Here is an 18,968-nt window from a genome sequence, read left to right as displayed (position 1 = left end):
GGATGCCCGATGGGCGAAGTCGTCGCGGGGATCGTCGTGAACCCGGCGTCCGGACGGGACATCCGAAGACTGGTCACCCAGGCCACGGTGTTCCCGGCCGAGGAGAAGGCCAACATCGTGCGCCGGCTGCTGTCGGCGTTCGCCGTGGCCGGTGTCGACCGGGTCATGTTGTCCACGGATTTCGGCGGGATCACTGCCTCCGTGCTGCGCGACCTGGGTCGCGACCCGGTCCCGCGCATCGAGTTCTGCGACGAAGACACGCTCACCGGCACCGCGATCGACACAGTCAACGCCGTGCGCCGGATGGTCGACGCGGGTGCTGGCGTGATCGTGTGCCTCGGCGGGGACGGCACCGCGCGCGTTGCCGCGAAGGCGTGCGGCGACGTGCCGCTGCTCGCACTGCCGACCGGCACCAACAACGCCTTCCCGCAAGCTGGCGAGGCCACTGTCGCCGGTCTCGCGGCCGGCATGGTGGCCAGTGGTCAGGTCGATGCGGACCTGGTCATGCAGCGGGTCAGCGTGCTCGAAGTGGTCACGAAGAACCGTCGCGAGATCGCGCTGGTGGACGTCGCGGTGTCGATGAGCAGGCACGCCGGAGCGAAGGCGCTCTGGGATCCGACCGCGCTCACCGAGCTGTACTGCACGTTCGCCGAACCGGACAGCATTGGCTTGTCGAGCATCGCTGGGCAGTTGTGTCCGAGTTCTCGTACCAGTGCGGAAGGCGTGGCACTGCAGCTCGGCCCGGTGGATAGCTCCGCGTACGTCGTGCACGCGGCGATCGCGCCTGGGCTGGTGCGTCCAGTCGGCGTACGCGGCTGGGGCGTGCTTCGCCCGGGTGTACGCGTTGACCTGGCGGCGGGTGGCGGTGTCATCGCGGTAGACGGAGAACGCGAGCTGGAACTGAAGAACGGCGAAGGCGCGTACGTGGAACTGCGACCGGACGGACCATGGTGCGTGGACGTACGCGCTGCGATGGCCGAAGCGGCAACCCAGGGGTTGCTGCGCAGTGTCGCCACAAGCGAATCTGGCTGGAAGGGCGACAGCAGCGGCCGTTGCGTCGGCTGAGATCACGTGCAGGTGACACCTTCCGGGTGTCGTTCGCTGCGACTTGCCCGACCGGCTACCTTCTGCGGGTGGCGTATGGGGAGGATCGGGGATGACCAGCACTGCGACGCGGCCGGAAACGACTGCTGAGCCGCCGCCTGGGGAACCGGAGGGCCGCAGCGGGATCGCCGGCCTGCTGGACCTGCCGGGCCAGGCGATTCGCGCGGTCGTGAGAGCGGCCACCACCACGCCCGGCCGGCTGTCGCTGATCGCGATCGCGCTGGTGCTGCTGTCGCTCGTCGCCGGCCTGGTCGGCGTCTTGTCCGTAAAGGACAAAGACAACACGATCAACGGCCTCATCGACCACCGCGAACCGCTCGCGGCGGCCGCGCAGCAGGTGTTCCGCTCGCTGTCGGACGCGGACGCGACCGCGGCGAGCGCCTTCCTTTCAGTCGGCACCGAGCCGCCGGAACTGCGGAAGAAGTACGAGCAGGACATCGCCGAAGCGGGTTCCGCGCTCGCCCGGGCCGCCTCCGACACCACCGGCGTCGGCGACGCCGCCCATCAGGTGGACATCCTGAACCAGAAAATCCCGGTCTACACCGGGATCGTCGAGACCGCGCGGGCGAACAACCGGCAGGGCTTCCCGTCCGGCGCCTCGTACCTGCGCGAAGCCTCGCAGCTGATGCGCAGCACGCTGCTGCCCGCCGCGGACGCGCTCTACCAAGCCCACACCGACAAGCTCTTCGCCGAAGAGGACAGCAGCAGCGACGTGCCGTGGGCGGCGGTCGCGTTGATCCTCGTGCTGATCGCGGCGCTCGTCGTCGCGCAGATCTACCTGACCCGCCGGACGAACCGGGTGCTGAACATCGGCTTGCTCGTCGCGACCGGCTGCATCGTGCTGTCGCTGCTGTGGGGCGCGGTCGCGCTGGTCGTGCAGGGCAGCTTCGTCGCGACCGGCCGCACCGACGGCACCTCGCAGGTCGACATCCTGGTGCGGGCCCGGATCTACGCGCTGCAGGCCCGCGCGGACGAGACCCTCACGCTGGTCGCGCGCGGCGACGGCGCCCAGTACGAGAAGCAGTTCATCGAACTGGCCCAGAAGCTCGTCGGCGCGGACGGCAAAGGCGGGCTGCTCGGCCAGGCGCGCACCCTCGCGTCCGGCACCTCGGGCGAGAAGAAGATCGAAGCGGCGGAACAGGCCGCCCGCGAATGGTCGCTGGCCCACCTCGAAGTGCGTCGACTGGACGACGGCGGGCAATACCAGGAGGCGGTGGACTTCGCGACGAGCGTGAGCCCGAACAGCGCCGCCGCCGCGTTCACCCGGTTGGACACGAACCTGCAGGCCGCGATCGACGTGTGCCGCCAGGAATTTCTCGACAGCACCCGCTCCGGCGACAACGCGATCACCGCGCTCGCGCCCGGTATCGGGATTCTCGCGGTGTTCGCCGCGGGCGGTGCGACAGTCGGCGTTCGAGAGAGACTGAGGGAGTACCAGTGATCCGGTCGCGGCACTTCGTCCGGACGGCGGTACTCGCCATGGTCGCGGTGCTTGCCGCCGCCTGCGGGTCCGCGGTCCAGTCGATGAACGCCGCACCGGTCACCGACGCGGCCTGGCCGACGCCCGCCGGGGTCGGCGGCCCGGACGCCACCGCCGGCGGCGACTCCGACACCAGGTGCAACCCGCTGGCCAGCCTCGCGCCCGCTGGTCTGGACCCCAGCGGTCCGACGCTGGCCAAGATCAAAGAGCGCGGCAAGCTGATCGCCGGCGTCGACCAGACGACCTACCTCTTCGGATTCCGCAACCCGAAGACCGGCAAGCTCGAGGGCTTCGACATCGACCTGGTCAACGAGATCGCCACCGCGATCTTCGGCACCGCGGACGGACACGTGCAGTACCGCGCGATCACGTCGTCCCAGCGCGAGCAGGTGCTGATGCAGCACCAGGTCGACGTGGTGGTCCGGACCTACAGCGTCACCTGCGCGCGGCGGGAGAAGGTGCAGTTCTCCTCGGTCTACTACGTCGCCGGGCAGAAGATCCTGGTGCCGAAGTCGTCGAAGGCGCAGTCGCTGACCGACCTGGCGGGCAAACGCGTGTGCGCCGCCGCGCGGTCGACCTCGCTGGCGAAGATCGCCACCGACCCGGCCAAGCCGATCGCGGTGTCGGTGCCGAACTGGTCGGACTGCCTGGTGATGCTGCAGCAGGCCCAGGTCGACGCGGTGTCCACGGACGACACGATCCTGGCCGGCATGGCCGCGCAGGACCCGACGGTGAAGGTCGTCGGCGAACCGATGACTCAGGAGAACTACGGCGTCGGCATCCCGAAGGACGAGGAGGACCTGGTCCGCTTCGTCAACGCGGTGCTGGACAAGATCCGCGGCGACGGCACCTGGGCGAAGAGCTACCAGACCTGGGTCGGGGCCCGGCTCGGCCCGGCCGAGCCGCCCTCGCCGCAGTACAAGTGAACAGGCTGGTCCGGATGGGGTCCGCGATGCGGTCCGGCAGCGCCAAGCCGGCGCAAGTTGTACTTTTTGAGCGGCAGACTTGCCGCGGGGAGCTCGGGAGGTAGTTGTGTCGGAGGAGGCGCGCCGTCCTCGGCACGCAGCACCGGACGAAGGCGGCGGCTCGGCGAATGCCGGGGACCAGCCGCCCGGACGGGGGGAAGCCGACGCTTCGTGGACCCCGCCGCCACCGGTGCGCTGGGACGCCCCGGAATCGAACGCGGGCAGGTTGGACGGCCAGCCCGACCCGGACGCGGAGACGTTGATCAGCGCTCCGGTGCAGCGACCACAGGGGACGCAGGCCGGACAGCCTGGCGGGACGGAACAGGCCGGCCAGGTGGGCGGGGCCGGGCAGGCAGGCCAGGTGGGCGAGGCCGGGCAGGCAGGCCCTGCTGGCCAAACGGGCGGGGCCGGGCAAGGACAGGCTCCGGCGGGGCAGCCTCAGCCAGGGCAAACCGGGCAGCCGGGGCAGCCGGGCTCGGCTGGGCAGGCAGCGCAGCAGGGGCAGCCCGGTGTTGCTGGCCAGGTTCCGGCCGGTCAGCAGGGCCCAGCCGGTGGTCCCGCTGGCCAGCCGGGCCAGGCTGGTCAGCAGTCACAGAGGCCGCAGTCCGGCCAGCAGGGCCAGCCGCGCACCCAGGGTCGCCCGGCGCCGCGCGGCGGGCAGCAGATGCCGCCGCAAGGCCGCCAGTACCCGCAGGGACAGCCGTACCCTGGCTCGCCCGCATCGCAGAGCCAGCCGTATCCGGGATCGCCTCAGTCGCAGAACCAGCCGTATCCGGGTTCGCCGGCGTCGCAGAATCAGCCGTACCCCGGTTCGCCGGCGTCGCAGAGCCAAGCTCACCCGGGCTCGCCGCAGTCGCAGAACCAGCCATACCCGCCGCAGTCGCGGACCGGGCAGCGGCCGGTCCAGCAGAACCGTCCCCAGGGCCCCACCCGGCGCGGCCCGGGCCAGGCCTCACCCAGCCAGGGAACGCACCCCAATGTGGCATTCGGTGCGTCAGATGCACCCAATGCCACATTGGGGGCTTCCGCCAGCCAGGGTCCGGCCAGCCCGCCCCAGGGGAACCGTGTGGTCCGGCCACCGGACGGTCGCGCTGAAACCGGCCCGAACTCCGGCCCGATCCCGATGGGTGCTGCACAGAACCCCGGTGCCTCCTCGCCGGGCCCGGCCGCAGCGCAGCGTCCGGCCGATCCGCCCGCCGGTGCGAACCGGGACGGCGCCGAGGACCCCACTCGTCCGCCCGGCGACCTGGCTCCGGTGATCCTGCCGCAGTCGAACCAGCCGGTCGCCCCGGTCGATCCGGCCGCGCCGATGCCGACCAGCGTGCTCGCCATGCCGACGCCGCACACGCAGAGCATCATGCCGCCGTCTCCGCGCGTCGCGCCGGCGGACGGCGGTCCGTTGCCCGACCCGGGCACGGACAGCGTCCTGCCCTCCGGCGGCAGCGAGGGCCGGGGCACCGGCACACACGGTTCCCAGGGAACCGGCACCGGCACGGGCACCGGGACCGGTTCGTTCCCTGGCACTTCCCGGCGCACCGGCACCCGCGGCACCCGCCGGTCGCGGCGCGGGCGGCTCGGCGCGGGTCTCATCGACGTACCGCCGGTTCCTTACCGCGACCCGTCCACGGCGGTGCTCGCGAATCCGGTCGTCGCCGAGGACAAGCGGTTCTGCAGCAATTGCAGCGCGAAGGTCGGCCGCGGCAAGGACGGCAAGCCGGGCGAGCCCGAGGGCACCTGCGAGAAGTGCGGCACCCGGTTCTCGTTCGTCGCGAAACTGCAGCCGAACGAGCTCGTCGGCGGACAGTACGAGGTGCTCGGCGCGCTCGCCTACGGCGGGCTGGGCTGGATCTACCTGGCCCAGGACCACAACGTGTCCGACCGCTGGGTGGTGCTTAAGGGCCTGATCGACACCGGCGACGCCACCGCGATGGCCGCCGCGGCGAACGAGCAGCGGTTCCTCGCCGAAGTCGAGCACCCGAACATCGTCAAGATCCACAACTTCGTCGAGCATCCGGACGCGCAGACCGGCAACATGGTCGGCTACATCGTCATGGAGTACGTCGGCGGCCAGTCGCTGCGCCAGCTCGCCCTGCAGCACCATCGGGAAAGCAAGCGGCCGGAGCCGCTGCCGATCGGCCAGGTCATCGCGTACGGGCTGGAAATCCTGCCCGCGCTCGGCTACCTGCACGGCCAGGGCCTGCTGTACTGCGACCTCAAACCGGACAACGTCATCCAGACCCGCGAGCAGCTCAAGCTGATCGACCTCGGAGCGGTGCGCCGGGTCGACGACTACGAGAGCCCGCTGTTCTTCACCACCGGCTACAGCGCGCCCGAGCTGGCCTCGCAGGGTGCTTCGGTGTCCTCGGACCTCTACACCGTCGGCCGCACGCTGGCGGTGCTGAGCTTCGAATTCGCGGGCTACACCCGCGAGTACAAGAACACCCTGCCCGGCCCGGACGCGGTGCCGCTGTTCGCGCTGTTCGGGTCGTACTACCGGTTCCTCAAGCGGGCGACACACGCCGACCCGGATCGCCGGTTCATCGCCGCCGACGACATGGCCGACCAGCTGACCGGTGTGCTGCGCGAGATCATGGCGCTCGGCACCGGCACGCCGCGTCCGGCCGCTTCGCCGGTGTTCGGGCCGGAAAGCCGCACGTTCGGCGTGCACCTGGTGGTGCCCGAGCAGGGCGAGAGCGTGCCGCTGCCGGACGCCGCCGAGGTGGTCGCCGGCCTGCCGATTCCGCAGGTCGACACGGACGACCCGGCGGCAGGCGTGCTCGCCACGACGACCGCGCTGGACCCGCGGGAGGCCATCGAGGCGCTCGCGACCGCTCCGCGCGAGTCGATCGAGGTGCGGCTGCGGATCGTGCGCGCCCGGATCGAGCTCGGCGAGTTCGTCGAGGCGCAGCGGCAGCTGCAGGCTGCCCAGTACCTGGCGATCCGGCACGGTTTCCCGCACGACTGGCGCATCGACTGGTACCGCGGCTTGATCGAGCTGGCCAACAACCGGCCGCGCGTCGCGCATGTCGCCTTCGACGCGGTGTACGACGACTTGCCTGGCGAGATCGCGCCGAAGCTCGCGCTGGCGGTGAGCGCGGAGGGCGTCGGCGACTACTTCGGCGCCGCGCGGTTCTACGAACTGGTGTGGCGCACGGACCGGACGTACGTGAGCGCTGCGTTCGGCCTGGCCCGGGTCTATCTGGCGCAGGGTGCGCGCGCGAGCGCGGTCGAGGTGCTCGAGGGCGTGCCGGCGACGTCGACGCACTACGTGGACGCGCAGGTCGCGGCGATCAAGATCAAGACCCGTGCGCACGGCAACGGGACCGGCGAGAACCCGACGGTCACCGAAACTGATCTGATCGACGCGTCGGGCCGGCTGGAGCGGCTGAACCTGGACGCCGAACGGCACACCCGGCTGACCGCCGAGGTGCTGGAGGCGGCCTACGACTGGCTGAAGGCGCCCGGGCAATCGAAGCCGGCGTCCGCGGCCAAGGTGGCCGGCTGCGCGCTGGAGGAGCGCGACGTGCGCTTCGGCCTGGAGCGCTGCTACCGCACCCTGGCACGGCTGGCGGACAGCTCGAACGACCGGATCGCCCTGGTCGACCGCGCCAACGCGATCCGCCCGCGCACGCTCACCTGACCCGTTTGTCCGTGAAGGGAACTTTGAGGGACTCAGAGTCCCTCAAAGTTCCCTTCACGGCATTCCGGCCAGGAGTGCGGCGCGTCAGGGGTTGATGTCCCACTCGCGCTTGTTGCGTTTGTGCTGTTCGGCGAGCTTTTCCAGCGCCTGCGGGTCGCCATGCGTGCTGAAGTGCTCGAAGCCGACCGCGATGAACAGCGCGCGGGCGTTGACCGCCACCGGACCGTCCACAGCGTCCAGGTGCCCGTCCGCGCTGACGTAGATCTTGCGGCCGGCGATCCCGTCGAGCCGCGCCTCGATGTAGAGCGTGGAACCGACCGGCACTGGCTGCCGGAAGTCGGTCTCCAGCTTGCCGGTCACCGCGGGCTTGTGCAGCAGGTTGCCGACGGTCGTGCCGAGCGCCTCGTCGAAGGCGCAGGCGAGCAGTCCGCCGTGGGCGAGGCCGGGGGCACCCTGGTGCGCGGCGGTGACGATGAATTTCGAGCGCACCGTGTAGTCGTCGCCGATCGCCGAGCGCAGGTGCAGACCGCCCTCGACCTCGCCGCAGCCGAAGCACTCGGCGAAGTGCGCGCCGAGATTGGTGCCGGGTGCGGGGGCTTTCGGGTGGATCTCCGGCGGTTCGACCGGCACTGGCGGCCACGGTCCGGAAACAGGGCTCATGCGACGACGTTAACCCGGCGGACCAGGGCGGTCACAGCCACCCTGACCGGCCCGGCAGCGCCGTCTTCAGCGCAGGGTAGTCGGAAAATTCCGCACGGTAGAAATTTCCTGCCTCATCCTGCCGGGCGCGGCCAACGGAGCAAGACTGGGGAAATGTGCTCGAACGGATCTGCCGGGACGTGTGCAGGAGGAGGTCACCGCCGGGATGAGTGAGCCAACGACGCGGAAACCCGAGGTCGATCAGAGAACCGTCAAACGCGCGGTGATCGCGTCCGCGATGGGTAACGCGACAGAGTGGTATGACTACGGGGTTTTCACCTCGGGTGCGATCGCGACCAGCATCGGGACACTGTTCTTCCCGGGCGAGGGCAACGCGGTGCTGAAATCGCTCGCACTGCTCGCGGTCGGCTTCATCGTGCGGCCGTTCGGCGGAGCGTTTTTCGGTCCGCTGGGCGACAAACTCGGCAGGCAGAAGGTCCTCGCGATCACGATTCTGCTGATGTCCGGATGCACCTTCCTGGTCGGCGTGCTGCCGACCTACGCGGGCGGGTACAGCATGGGCATCGCGGCGCCGATCGCGATCCTGTTGCTGCGCCTCATTCAGGGCTTCTCAACCGGCGGTGAGTACGGCGGAGCGGCGACCTTCATCGCCGAGTACGCCCCGACGAAACGACGTGGTTTCTTCGGTTCCTTCCTGGAAATGGGCACGCTGGCCGGCTACGTGCTCGGCAACGCGGTCGTGCTGATCACCTCGCTGTCGTTGTCGACCGAGCAGTTCGACGCGTGGGGCTGGCGGATCCCGTTCTTCATCGCGCTGCCGATCGGCGCGGTCGGGATCTATCTGCGGTCCAAGCTGGAGGACACCCCGGAATTCCGCCGGCTGGAGGCATCCGGCGGGAAGTCGGAGAAGGCTCCGCTCAGGGAGACCCTGCAGAACAACTGGCGGATGATCCTCAACCTGGTCGGGATCGTGCTGCTGCTGAACATCGCCGACTACATGCTGCTCACGACGATGCCGACGTACTTCACGAACACGCTGCACATCGGCGACACCGAATCCAGCCTGATCATCATCGGCGTGGAAATCGTGCAGTTCGCGCTGCTGATCCCGCTCGGCGCGCTGTCCGACCGGATCGGCCGGAAACCGTTGCTGCTCACCGCCGCGATCGGGTTCATCGTGCTGAGCTGGCCGAGCATCAAGCTGATGCAGAGCGGCAGTCTGCTGTGGCTGATCGTCGGCTTCCTCGTGGTGGCCATCCTGCTGGCCCTGATGCTGGCGGTGATCGGCTCGACCTTCCCGGCGATGTTCCCGACGCGGGTCCGCTACGGCTCGTTCGCCATCGGGTACAACGTTTCGACGTCGCTGTTCGGCGGGACCTGCGGTGTGATCGTCACCGCGCTGATCGGCAGTACCGGGAACGCGGACTGGCCGGCGTACTACTTGATCATCGCCGCGCTGATCGCGCTGGTGCCGATCATCAAGATTCCGGAGACGGCGAAGGTGCCGATCGAGCAGATCGATACCGCGGACAACAGCGGGAAGCTGGCCGGCGTCGTCAAGTGATTCGGTGCTCGCGAAACCGCCCTCTGTCCATAATGGACAGAGGGCGGTTTTGTGGTTCGGCGGGTCAGCTGGCTTGCGTCGCCTGGATCGGCCGCGGAGCGAAGCGCTTGCGGGCCCAAGCTGCCAGGCCACCGGCGACCACAACGGCGGCAACGGTTTCGATCGTCAATGCAACGAGCACCATGGTGCTTCCTCCTCGGGTTCTCGGGCCGGCCCCTCTGTGGTGGCGCCGGCTGAGCGACGGTTCGACGGCCGACGTGGCCGTCACTGGGGATATCGCCCGAGAAGGCGGGGATATTTCGTGGGAAAGCCACTTAATGTGGTGACGTCGGCCACTCTTGCCCGGCGCGGGTTTCGCCGCCGGGGGCGATGGGTAACGCCGGGTGTTCAGCCCCGTTCTCGGCCCCTTCGCGAAGGGCGCGCTCGACCGGAATCCGGGTCCGTGAAGGGCCCCTTCAGAGAATCCAAGTCCGGGAAGGGGCCCCTCACGGACCGCTGAGCGGCGGCTCGGCTCGGCTCAGCGGCTCGTCTGGGACGGCAGCGCCGTACTCCCCGGCATCAATCCCGGAGATTGTGGCGCGCTGTCTGCCGTGGTCGGGTGCGCCCGGGGCGGCGACGCCGGCGATCCGCGGGTCGCCCCGGGCCGAGGATCGCCCGGTTGCCCGGTGGGGGCGACGCGGCTGCCCGGGCCGGTCACCCGGGACCCTGGCGGCGCGTCCGAGGACTGGGCCGGTCCCGACGGCAGTTTCGGAGCTGGGGTGTCCGGGGCGGGCGACACGGTGGCCAGGCCCGGACCAGCCGGCATGACGGGGGCCGGCCCGGTACCGCGGCTTCCCGCCGCGAGACCGGCCGCCACCAGCACCGCAACGGTCGCCGCGGAGCTGCCTGCCACCGCCCATTTCTTGCGGCGTCGGCGGACGGCCGTGCCGCGCCCGATGAGGTCGGCGGCGTTCATCCGGAGCGGCGGTCCCTCGGGCGCTTGCGCGAACAGGGCGCGCGCCTGGTCGTCGGAAACCATCTCGTCACCTCCCTCCGGAGACCGGCAGTGTCTCGAAATGCGGACCCAGCCGGGCCCGCAGGGTGGCCAGGCCACGGGCGGCCTGGCTCTTCACGGTGCCAGTACGGCACCCGAGCGCCGCGGCGGTCTCCTCGACGGACAAGTCCTCGAAGTACCGCAGCACCAGCACCGCGCGCTGCCGCGGGGCGAGCGCGGCGAGCGCGTGCTGGATCAACTGGTCGTGCTCGGTCTCGGCGGCAGGCGCCGGAACCTCCGGAGGTGCGTCGGTGAGTCGCTCCCGTTTCCAGCGGCTGCGGCGGTTTTCCGCGAGGAATGTGCGCAGCACGACCTTGCGCGCGTAAGCGTCGAGCGCGTCGTGCCGGGCCAGCCGCGGCCAGGCGAGATACAGCTTGAGCAGCGCGGCTTGAGCCAGGTCTTCGGCCCGGTGCCAGTCCCCGCAGAGCAGGTAGGCGGTGGACCGCAGACTGTGCGCGCGCTCGCCGAAGTACCGGGCGAACTCGCCGTCCCACGGCGAGTTCTGCCCGGACGACGGCCGGGAGCGGGATGGCACCTGGTGATCAGCCCCAGACCGCGGGGAGGTGCAGGTCTCCGGTCGGGCCCGCGGGGACGGCGGTCGGCACGCGCGGGTGCGCGGCCTTCGGCGCGCGCTGGCTCGGCGTCGCGGTGACCTTCGGCGCGCCCGGAGCCGCGGTCGGGAGCTGGCGCGGCTCGCCGGGGGCGACGGTCGGTGCGTCGGTGGGAGCCGCGGACCTCGGCGGGGCCGGCTGGGTGACGGCAGGCGGGGCGTCCGCGGCGAAGGCGACCGCGCCGCCGGTCACGGCACCTCCGGCGAGCAGCGCGGCACCGACGGCGAGAGCGAAACGAACACGCACGAGTTTCCTCCTGGTTCTGCGAGCGCCGAGCGGCGCTTCCCTGCTCTAGTCATGCCGTCGGTGGTTGACCGGGTTGCATCGGATTCCCGAGATTTTTTCCCGGCTCGATCTTCCCGGCTCGGCGGAAACGGGAACGGCCGGGGACCTGAAGGTCCCCGGCCGTCCGGTGGTGCGTGCCGCTGCTCAGCCGTTCAGCGCCGACAGCTTGGTCCACGACGCCCAGTCGTAGGTCCAGTCGCTGTAGTCGCCGTCCTTCGGGCCCAGCTGCTGGGTGCTGCCGCTGATCTCCACCGGATCGCCCGGCAGGACGCTGTCGTAGTAGATCTTCGCGTTCGCCGGCGACAGGTTCAGGCAGCCGTGCGAGATGTTCTTCTTGCCCTGCGCCCAGATCGACCCGGCGAGGCCGTGGATGAACTCGCCGTTGTTGGAGATCCGGACCGCCCACGGCACGTTCACGTCGGTGTAGCCGTAGCGCGGGTTGCTCATCGAGTACGTCGCGTGCCGCGACATCACCACGTGCACGCCGCTGTGCGTGACGCGGCCCGGGTCGGAGTCCAGGCCGTAGCTGACCGGGAAATCCATCACCTGCTGGCCGTCGCGGATGACCTGCATGGTGTGTTCCTGGGTGTTGCCCTTGACGATCTGCGAGCGGCCGATGGTGAAGCTCGCGGACACGTCCTGCTTCCCGTAGACGCCGTCGCCCATCGAGATGCCGTAGATGTTGGCCGAGACGACGACCTTCGTGTTCGGTTTGAAGTACTCCTTCGGCCGCCAGTGCACCGAGGTGTCGCCGTTGAGCCAGGCCCACGAGCCCTCGGTTTTCGGTGTGGTTTGCACCGACAGCGCGCGCTCGACTGACGCCTTGTCCTTCACCGCGCTCGGGAAGGTCAGCGCGATCGGCATCGCGATGCCGTAGGTCTGGTCGTCGCCGACGTTGAGGCTGCCCTGCATCTGCCGGCGCGGTTTCACGGTGGTGAAGGAGCCGTTGATCGGGACCTGCTTGCCGTCGTCTCCGGTGGCCTGGCCGGACCAGGTGTAGGTCTTGCCGTAGCCGAGATCCTCGGTGGTGCTCCAGCTCTTCTTGTCCCCGGCGGGTTGCCCCTGCACCTGCTTGCCGTCGGCGTTGGTGAGCGTGACCGACCCGATGGTGCCGTTCGTGACGGTCACCTTCGCCGGCTCGCCCGGCGCCACGTCGCCCGCGCCGGCGGCCGGCGTGATCGCCACCGCGGCCGGTTTCGCCGGAGCGGCCGGTGCTTCGGTGGGCCCGCCGCCCGAAGTACCGCCCGCGCTCACGCTCGATCCGCCGTTGCTGCACGCCCCGAGCGTCAGTACGGCGACCAAGCCCAGCACCGCGACGCCGGCCCGGCGGCGTGCGAAGTGTCGGATTGTCACACCGATTCCCCAATCTCCCCTTGTTCCCCGACCACCCAGACGTCTCATCACGCTTTCGCGTTCACCGAGAACGGGGTGACCAGCATCACACTGCACCGAGTGACCATCACGGAACCGGCTCGATCGACCGCGCACTGTGCATTGCCGAAATGCGCTGGGCGTACTGGTTCAGCGTAGCTGGCCGAAGTGACAGCGCTGCGTAGGCGGCGATACGACGTTCCGGTGATACGCGCACGTCGGAACCGATCCCTGCGATCAACGGGGTTCAGATTTGGTGAGATCCCGGTAGGCTGCTGACCAGGCCGTCGTTTTGCGTGTTCGTGGCTTCACACTCGCGGAACTTCTGACGCGAGCCGTGGGGCCGTAAAGCTCTTCGCTCGTCTCGTTGGAACCGCCCGGGACGGCCTGGGTGCCGCTTCGGCGGCATTCGAAGCGGATCTGTTACGAGGAGTACAGCGGTGGCGCAAGGCACTGTGAAGTGGTTCAACGCGGAGAAGGGCTTCGGCTTCATCGCGCAGGACGGCGGCGAAGGCGACGTGTTCGTGCACTACTCGGAGATCGAGGGTCGCGGCTTCCGCACCCTTGAAGAGAACCAGCGGGTGGAGTTCGAGGTCGGCCAGGGACAGAAGGGCCCGCAGGCCCAGAAGGTCCGCGCGATCTGAGTCAGGCCCAGCGCGTTTCTCAGTCCTGAGTGAGGGCCCCGGCGGGATATTCCCGCCGGGGCCCTTTCTATTTGCCGTTTCCGTTGCCGGGATTACCGGCGACTGCGGTTATCGCGGTGTGGACCCCCTTGGCGAGTGGTGCTCGGCCACTCCGGCGGCGGGTCACCGCATTCCAGATGGCCGCCCGGCACCCGTCGCGTGTGCGATCCGGACGACGGATCGAGCGCGCTGTCGTTCGCCGACGCGATGCCGTACGAGCTGGTGGACCGGGAAGCGCTGCTGGCCGCGAACGGGTCGCGGACCCGGGATTCGCCGGCGCGGTGCGGGAGTTCCTGGGGCCGCTGCGGCGAATGGGACGCCGATCCGGTCAGCTCGTGGAAATGCGCACGTGGCGATGCGCGCGGCCGGGGAAGGCTGGCGGTGCGGGCGGCAGCAGGTCGCGGAGCGGGTAACCGCACTTCTGCGCGACGTGACAGGAGGCGGTGTTGTCCTCGGCATGCAACAGGTCCAGCCGGGTCAGCGGGGTGATGTGCTGCGCGCCCAGCGCCCACTGCGACACGGCTTCCAGTGCGCGCGGCGCGACGCCCTGGCCCCGGACTTCGGCGGCTGTCCAGTAACCGACCTCGGCGACTCCGCCACGGTGAACTTTCGCCACTACGTGGCCAAGGGGCGTGTCGTCCTCGGCGACGACCGCGAAGCTGAATCTGGTCCCGGTGCTCCAGCCGATGGCCTGCGCGGCAGCCACTGCCCGGCGTCGGCTTCGTCGGCCAGAGAGGTCGCCAGCCAGCGGCGCAGCTGCGGGTCGCGGTGGGCGGCGAGCAGGGCAGGCACATCGTCCGGTCGCCACGGACGCAGGTGCAAGGCAGCTGCGGACTCGGTCGGCGGGATGGTCAGGGTGATCGGCACGAGGTCCGTTCTGGGCGGTCAGGGGAGCGAACCGCGTCTGCCCGTTCGGCGGTCGCCGGATCGGCTGGGTGCCCGACTTTGCGTGAATCCCCGGTACGGGGGAGGTCCTGCCTCGGTTCGCCTCGTCGCCCGGTGCCTGGGACGGTTTCCGGAAAGGGAAAACCCCCGGCCGTCGGGGGGAGCCGGGGGTTTTCGATCAGGGGGCGCCGGTCAGCGCCGGGCCAGCGGCTCTTCGAACGCGTCCGCCGGGAACTGGAACTCGTCGGTCATTGCGTCGGAGTGGCGGCGCTCCTGTGCGGAGGCGGCCTGACCCTCCCACGAGAGCCGCTCCAGGATCCATTCCTGCGCCAGCGCCTGCGGGGTCAGGTTGCGGGCGACGGCGATGTCCTTGAGCTGCTGGCTGGCGATCAGGTTCATCCGCAGCTGGTAGACCTGCGCGTCGCCGAAGCGGCTGCCGGTCCCGGTGCTTTCCGGGTCGGAGTCCGGGGCGAGCGCGGCGAGGTAGCTGGTGAGCTCCTTGTCCTCGACGACATCGTCGCCGGCCGACTTGGCGGCATTGCGATGCCGCCCGCTCGAGACGGCTTTGAGATTCGTGCGGCTGCTGAGGCGGCCGAGGGAGGGAAGAGGCACCCGGACACGATAACGGTTGGGTCTCGGCAAACAAACCACTGTGAGCCACGACACACGTATTTCCGTGCTCGGGAAGCCTAATTCGATCACCTGAACAGCCCATCGGGCAAACGCATTCCGCCACTGTCCGTCAAACGGTGGTACGGAGAGTAGACGCAGGTCAGCGCAGGAGTGCAGAAATGGAGAGACCCCCGCGCCAGGGGGAGGAACGCGGGGGTCGGAGGGGATCTCCACAGGCGCTGACCGGGGGTGTGTCAGCAACACCGATTGTTGCACGAGTTTCGGGGATCGGCGAGGGGAAGCCAGGAGAAATCCGTTCTGGGCGATCTTTCCGCGCGTTCCTGGGGATCTCGCGGAGAGTGTTCTGAGGTTCACTCTCCGGGGGGCTGCCGGTGCTGCTTGCCGCTGGTTAGCCTCGCGGCCAGTTGATGAGAACCGGGTGGAGGGGCCATGAGCGGATCGGTCGAAGTTCGGCAGTTCCTCCTTCGGTACGAAGGTGCCGATGGGGGAAGCACGTCACTCGCCGGCGGCGTGCCGGCGCAGCGCGGGCCGTCCGAGGGGCAGCGGGTATCGGACGATCAGGTCCGCCGGGCCAGGCTCGCCGTCGCGGCGGGCGCGCTCGGCGCGGAGGACTGCGCCCAGCTGCTGGAAATGCTCGGGCTGAACCCGGGCGAAGACGGCGAGGCGCCGGTGCAGCGCTGAGCCCGCTCCGCTGGATTCGGCGTAGCGTGGCGGGGCGTCCGCAGATCGTTCGGCAACAGCTTCCGCTGTGCCGAGCGGCGAGGTCTGCCGCGCTGACTGCCCGGAGCCGACCGTTTGCGCAGGTAGGCGAGGCGCAGATCGACTAAGGGGACCCCCCTGCAAGGCGGTCGCGACGTGCCCTATGCTTGTAATCGCTCCCAGGGGAACACCTGAGAGCGCGGTCGATCGGTTTACCGAAACTCGATCGGGCTCCCATCGTTCAGTGGCCTAGGACTCCGCCCTTTCAAGGCGGCAACGCGGGTTCGAATCCCGTTGGGAGTACGCAGTACCAGTAAGGCCCTGTGGCGCAGTTGGTTAGCGCGTCGCCCTGTCACGGCGAAGGTCGCGGGTTCGAGTCCCGTCAGGGTCGCAAGATCGTTGGCTCCTTGCCGGCGTTCCCGGCCAGGTAGCTCAGTTGGTACGAGCGTCCGCCTGAAAAGCGGAAGGTCGCCGGTTCGACCCCGGCCCTGGCCACCCACGAAGAAGCCGTCTTGACTCAGGTCAGGACGGCTTTCTTGTCTCCGGGGCTGATCATGGCCTTGGCTGCGGTTGACCCTCGTTGACCGGCTTTGGCCGTCGCTAATCGCAGGTGGGTTGCACGGCCGGCGTTTGCTCGTTCGCCATATCTCTCCTGCTGAGGTGATCTCCTCGCGGCGCGGGTTCACCCCTGCCGGGCCGGGTGGTGCCGGTCAAGGGTTTGCCGGAGGTCGCGTAGCGCCCTTGGTCGGTGCCGCCCGGTCTGGCTGCCCTCGGGCGTGCCGGGGCAGTGACCCTCGACGCGGTCCTGGCCGACAGCGGGGCTCCGCGCGGGTCCGTGTAGTACCACTTCCCTGGCGGTCGCAACGAGTTGATCAGCGCGGCCGTCGAGCTGGCCGGGGAGCGAATGCGGGAGACCATGGAGCGCGCGAGCGACGGCGCGGGTCCGCAGGAGGCGCTTGCCGCGTTCGCCGACTTCTGGAAGAGCAAGCTCGCGGCCTCGGACTTTCGCGCGGGTTGCCCGATCGTCGCCGCCGCGGTCGACGACGAGCATCTCGTTCCCGAAGCGAAAGAGGCCGTCCGGCGAGTCTTCGCCCGCTGGCACGACCTTCTGGCGGGCGCGTTCACGCGAGCGGGTCATCCGCCAGCACGGGCGGACGCGCTGGCCACGCTCGGAATTTCCGCGGTGGAAGGTGCCGTACTCATGTGCCGGCTTCGGGGCAGTCTCCAGCCGCTCGACGACGTGATAGCGGAACTGACCCCCGTGCTTGCCTGAAGCGGGCCTAAGGCGAAGAGACCTTGCGGCTTCGCCTCTCAGCCGGAACTGTCATTGGGAGTTGCCATGATGCGGGTACTCGTTGTCGGCGCGGGCGCAGTCGGCGGCCACTTCGGAACGCTGCTTGTCCGTGCGGGTGTTGATGTCACGTTCCTGGTGCGCGAAGCGCGCGCTGAGCGTCTGCGGTCGGACGGCGTCACGCTCGTCGCTCCGGACGGGACGCGGACGACGACCCCTGTCGCCACGGTCACCGCGCGGTCCCTGCGGGAGCAATTCGACGTTGTGCTGCTGGCGGTGAAGTCGACTGCGGTGGCGGCTGCACTGGACGACGTCGCCCCCGCGATCGGCCCCGGCACCAGCGTCGTGCCGCTGCTCAACGGCATCGACCACCTCGTCGCCATCGGCGAGCGTTTCGGCGCTCGGCACCTGTTGGGTGGCGTGTGCCTGGTGGCCACGCAGATGGACAGCGACGGTGCCATCCGGCAGCTCACACCCGCAGGGACTATCGCTGTCGGCGAACTGTCCGGCCATGTCAGCGAGCGGGTCGAGGCGATCACCGAGACCTTCGCTCCGGCCGGATTCGAAACGGTCGCGTCGGCCTCGATCGAGCAGGACATGTGGGAGAAGTGGCTGTTCATGGCAGCCGGCGGAGCAGCGACCGTGCTGCTCGGGGGCCATGTCGGCCAGATCAATCCCGTCAAGGACGGCACCGACGCCATCCGTGCGGTCATCATGGAGGCGGCTTCGGTGCTCGAAGCGGCCGGACACTCCGCCAGGGAAGAGGCGCTCGCCAGTGTCACATCGACCCTGACCGCTCCTGGCTCGACGTTCGCCACCTCCCTCTACCGGGACTTCCGCGACAACCGGACCACCGAGGTCGAGCCCATCATCGGCGGCCTCTGCCGGATCGCCTCCCAGCACAGCGTGCCCACCCCACTGCTGCGCGCGGCGGCCGTCCGCCTGCGCGTCCATGAAGGGGCCGTCGCCTGACGCGCTGTCAGCCGCGACAGAACCCCGCAGGGATCGAACACCTTCGCGGTCGAGGCGCAGGGCCGGGCGGCCGGTCGCCGATCCCCGGCTGGAATGCCTTGCCTGGCCGACACAACCCCGCCTCCGTCCACAAAGGACAATCGGACGGAGGCGGGGCGGGAGGTCAGATGAGCGGGCCTCGGAACGACTCCGTCCCTGGGACGAGTTGCACGGTGCCGAGGCCGCCGTGCGCGCTCGCGTACGCCAGTTCTCGCGACAGGTCGCCGACGCCGTTCGTTCCGGGCTGAGGCGCCAGGTTCAGCGTGCTCAGCACGCCGAGTGCGTTGCCGTCGCGGTCGAGGAAGCCGCTGCCCGAGTCGCCGGGGATGCCGGGCGTCATGGTGGCCACGGTGTGGCTCCAGCCGCCGCCGGTGTCGCCGAGGCTGACACCCTGTTTCGGCGAGAGCTGGGTGATCCCGCCGCGGAGTTCGGAGTTGCCGTAGCTGAGCACGGTGGCCAGCTGGGCCGTGCCGGTGGTGTTCAGGCCGGTCGGCCCGCCCCAGAAGGGCAGGCTCGGGTTGACCTTCCCGACGTCCGCCGGGTCGACCTTCACCAGGGCGAGATCGTTGTACTGACAGGTGTTCGCGTCGGTTTCGTGCCGGGACTGCATAGTCAGCCACGAGTTGTAGACGAGCGTTCCAGGCTTGCTCGCGCCGTCGATGGTGACCGGGGTGCCGAGCGGGAGCGAGCCGGCCGAACAGCCGTTCGTCTCGGTCGAGCCGCCGGTGCCGGAGCAGTGTGCGGCCTGGCCGAGAAATACGTCGGTTCCGTTGCTGTACACGAAATTCGAGGTGCATTGCGCCCCGTTGGTGTGCGTCTGCACTCCGGGATGCACGGCGGCGCTGGCGGCGGGCGCCCACGCTGGGGACGCCGCCCAGGCGGTTGCGGGTATCAGTGCCGCGGCGGTGGCCAGTGCCGTCGCCGCACTGGCTCGGGCCAGGATTCGAGGGGTCTTCATTGGGCTCCCTTCGAGAGGCCGGTTGCTACTGGCAAGTAGGCATCGGGGGTTCATCACACCAGAGAGTGGTGCCAGTCACAACCGTTGTGACGTTG

16 protein-coding genes and 3 tRNA genes are annotated in these 18,968 nt (G+C 69.6%); 12 read left to right on the top strand and 7 right to left on the bottom strand.

Annotation, left to right across the window (positions count from 1 at the left end):
- The first annotated feature begins 9 nt into the window (after positions 1-9).
- The 4 genes from AMYBE_RS0129795 to AMYBE_RS0129770 all read left to right on the top strand — a co-directional run bounded on the left by AMYBE_RS0129795 (position 10) and on the right by AMYBE_RS0129770 (position 7,189).
- Positions 10-1,065 carry an ATP-NAD kinase family protein gene (locus tag AMYBE_RS0129795; protein WP_020663053.1) on the top strand — a complete coding sequence of 352 codons (1,056 nt, stop codon included), beginning with the start codon at positions 10-12 and terminating at the stop codon, positions 1,063-1,065.
- 91 nt (positions 1,066-1,156) lie between these two features.
- On the top strand, positions 1,157-2,545 hold the full coding sequence (locus tag AMYBE_RS0129790; RefSeq protein WP_020663052.1) for a hypothetical protein: 1,389 nt from the start codon (positions 1,157-1,159) through the stop codon (positions 2,543-2,545).
- Positions 2,546-2,583: 38 nt separating this feature from the next.
- A complete protein-coding gene (locus AMYBE_RS0129785; RefSeq protein WP_034289373.1) occupies positions 2,584-3,510 on the top strand; it encodes a glutamate ABC transporter substrate-binding protein in 927 nt (308 codons plus the stop codon).
- 1,162 nt (positions 3,511-4,672) lie between these two features.
- Positions 4,673-7,189 (top strand): serine/threonine-protein kinase, encoded by a 2,517-nt coding sequence (locus tag AMYBE_RS0129770; RefSeq protein ID WP_425386919.1) that lies wholly within the window; start codon positions 4,673-4,675, stop codon positions 7,187-7,189.
- 84 nt (positions 7,190-7,273) lie between these two features.
- Here the strand turns inward: AMYBE_RS0129770 and AMYBE_RS0129765 are convergent, their stop codons facing one another.
- Entirely contained in the window at positions 7,274-7,849 is a 576-nt protein-coding gene (locus AMYBE_RS0129765; RefSeq protein WP_027928160.1) for a PaaI family thioesterase, read from the bottom strand.
- A 205-nt stretch (positions 7,850-8,054) separates the two neighbouring features.
- Between AMYBE_RS0129765 and AMYBE_RS0129760 the strand changes: the two genes are divergently transcribed.
- A complete protein-coding gene (locus AMYBE_RS0129760; protein ID WP_027928159.1) occupies positions 8,055-9,413 on the top strand; it encodes an MFS transporter in 1,359 nt (452 codons plus the stop codon).
- Between the two features lie 1,022 nt (positions 9,414-10,435).
- On the opposite strand, the gene AMYBE_RS0129750 is transcribed toward AMYBE_RS0129760, so the two are convergent.
- The 3 genes from AMYBE_RS0129750 to AMYBE_RS0129740 form a co-directional block, all read right to left on the bottom strand.
- Complete coding sequence (locus tag AMYBE_RS0129750) at positions 10,436-10,981, bottom strand: SigE family RNA polymerase sigma factor (protein ID WP_020663046.1); 546 nt, start codon at positions 10,979-10,981, stop codon at positions 10,436-10,438.
- 7 nt (positions 10,982-10,988) lie between these two features.
- Positions 10,989-11,303 carry a hypothetical protein gene (locus AMYBE_RS0129745; protein ID WP_020663045.1) on the bottom strand — a complete coding sequence of 105 codons (315 nt, stop codon included), beginning with the start codon at positions 11,301-11,303 and terminating at the stop codon, positions 10,989-10,991.
- A 183-nt stretch (positions 11,304-11,486) separates the two neighbouring features.
- Positions 11,487-12,695 carry a L,D-transpeptidase gene (locus AMYBE_RS0129740; protein ID WP_020663044.1) on the bottom strand — a complete coding sequence of 403 codons (1,209 nt, stop codon included), beginning with the start codon at positions 12,693-12,695 and terminating at the stop codon, positions 11,487-11,489.
- A 458-nt stretch (positions 12,696-13,153) separates the two neighbouring features.
- On the opposite strand from AMYBE_RS0129740, the gene AMYBE_RS0129735 reads away from it, so the two are divergent.
- Entirely contained in the window at positions 13,154-13,357 is a 204-nt protein-coding gene (locus AMYBE_RS0129735) for a cold-shock protein (RefSeq protein ID WP_003097368.1), read from the top strand.
- 367 nt (positions 13,358-13,724) lie between these two features.
- On the opposite strand, the gene AMYBE_RS42520 is transcribed toward AMYBE_RS0129735, so the two are convergent.
- Positions 13,725-14,102 (bottom strand): GNAT family N-acetyltransferase, encoded by a 378-nt coding sequence (locus tag AMYBE_RS42520; RefSeq protein ID WP_020663043.1) that lies wholly within the window; start codon positions 14,100-14,102, stop codon positions 13,725-13,727.
- 371 nt (positions 14,103-14,473) lie between these two features.
- Entirely contained in the window at positions 14,474-14,893 is a 420-nt protein-coding gene (locus AMYBE_RS0129725) for a hypothetical protein (protein WP_020663042.1), read from the bottom strand.
- Positions 14,894-15,343: 450 nt separating this feature from the next.
- On the opposite strand from AMYBE_RS0129725, the gene AMYBE_RS0129720 reads away from it, so the two are divergent.
- The 6 genes from AMYBE_RS0129720 to AMYBE_RS0129695 all read left to right on the top strand — a co-directional run bounded on the left by AMYBE_RS0129720 (position 15,344) and on the right by AMYBE_RS0129695 (position 17,876).
- Entirely contained in the window at positions 15,344-15,595 is a 252-nt protein-coding gene (locus AMYBE_RS0129720) for a hypothetical protein (protein WP_020663041.1), read from the top strand.
- 248 nt (positions 15,596-15,843) lie between these two features.
- Positions 15,844-15,916: transfer RNA gene (locus tag AMYBE_RS0129715), tRNA-Glu, on the top strand.
- 14 nt (positions 15,917-15,930) lie between these two features.
- A tRNA-Asp gene (locus AMYBE_RS0129710) sits at positions 15,931-16,004 on the top strand.
- Between the two features lie 30 nt (positions 16,005-16,034).
- A tRNA-Phe gene (locus AMYBE_RS0129705) sits at positions 16,035-16,108 on the top strand.
- A 373-nt stretch (positions 16,109-16,481) separates the two neighbouring features.
- Positions 16,482-16,886, top strand: coding sequence for an LmrA/YxaF family transcription factor (locus tag AMYBE_RS42515; protein WP_020663040.1), 405 nt, complete (start codon positions 16,482-16,484; stop codon positions 16,884-16,886).
- Between the two features lie 66 nt (positions 16,887-16,952).
- Positions 16,953-17,876, top strand: coding sequence for a 2-dehydropantoate 2-reductase (locus tag AMYBE_RS0129695; RefSeq protein ID WP_020663039.1), 924 nt, complete (start codon positions 16,953-16,955; stop codon positions 17,874-17,876).
- 163 nt (positions 17,877-18,039) lie between these two features.
- Here AMYBE_RS0129695 and AMYBE_RS0129690 read toward each other — a convergent pair whose 3' ends face one another.
- Entirely contained in the window at positions 18,040-18,873 is an 834-nt protein-coding gene (locus AMYBE_RS0129690) for a trypsin-like peptidase domain-containing protein (RefSeq protein WP_027928157.1), read from the bottom strand.
- Positions 18,874-18,968 lie beyond the last annotated feature (95 nt).

Source organism: Amycolatopsis benzoatilytica AK 16/65, from assembly GCF_000383915.1.
Classification (GTDB): domain Bacteria; phylum Actinomycetota; class Actinomycetes; order Mycobacteriales; family Pseudonocardiaceae; genus Amycolatopsis; species Amycolatopsis benzoatilytica.
This window is presented reverse-complemented; position numbering and strand designations above follow the sequence as displayed.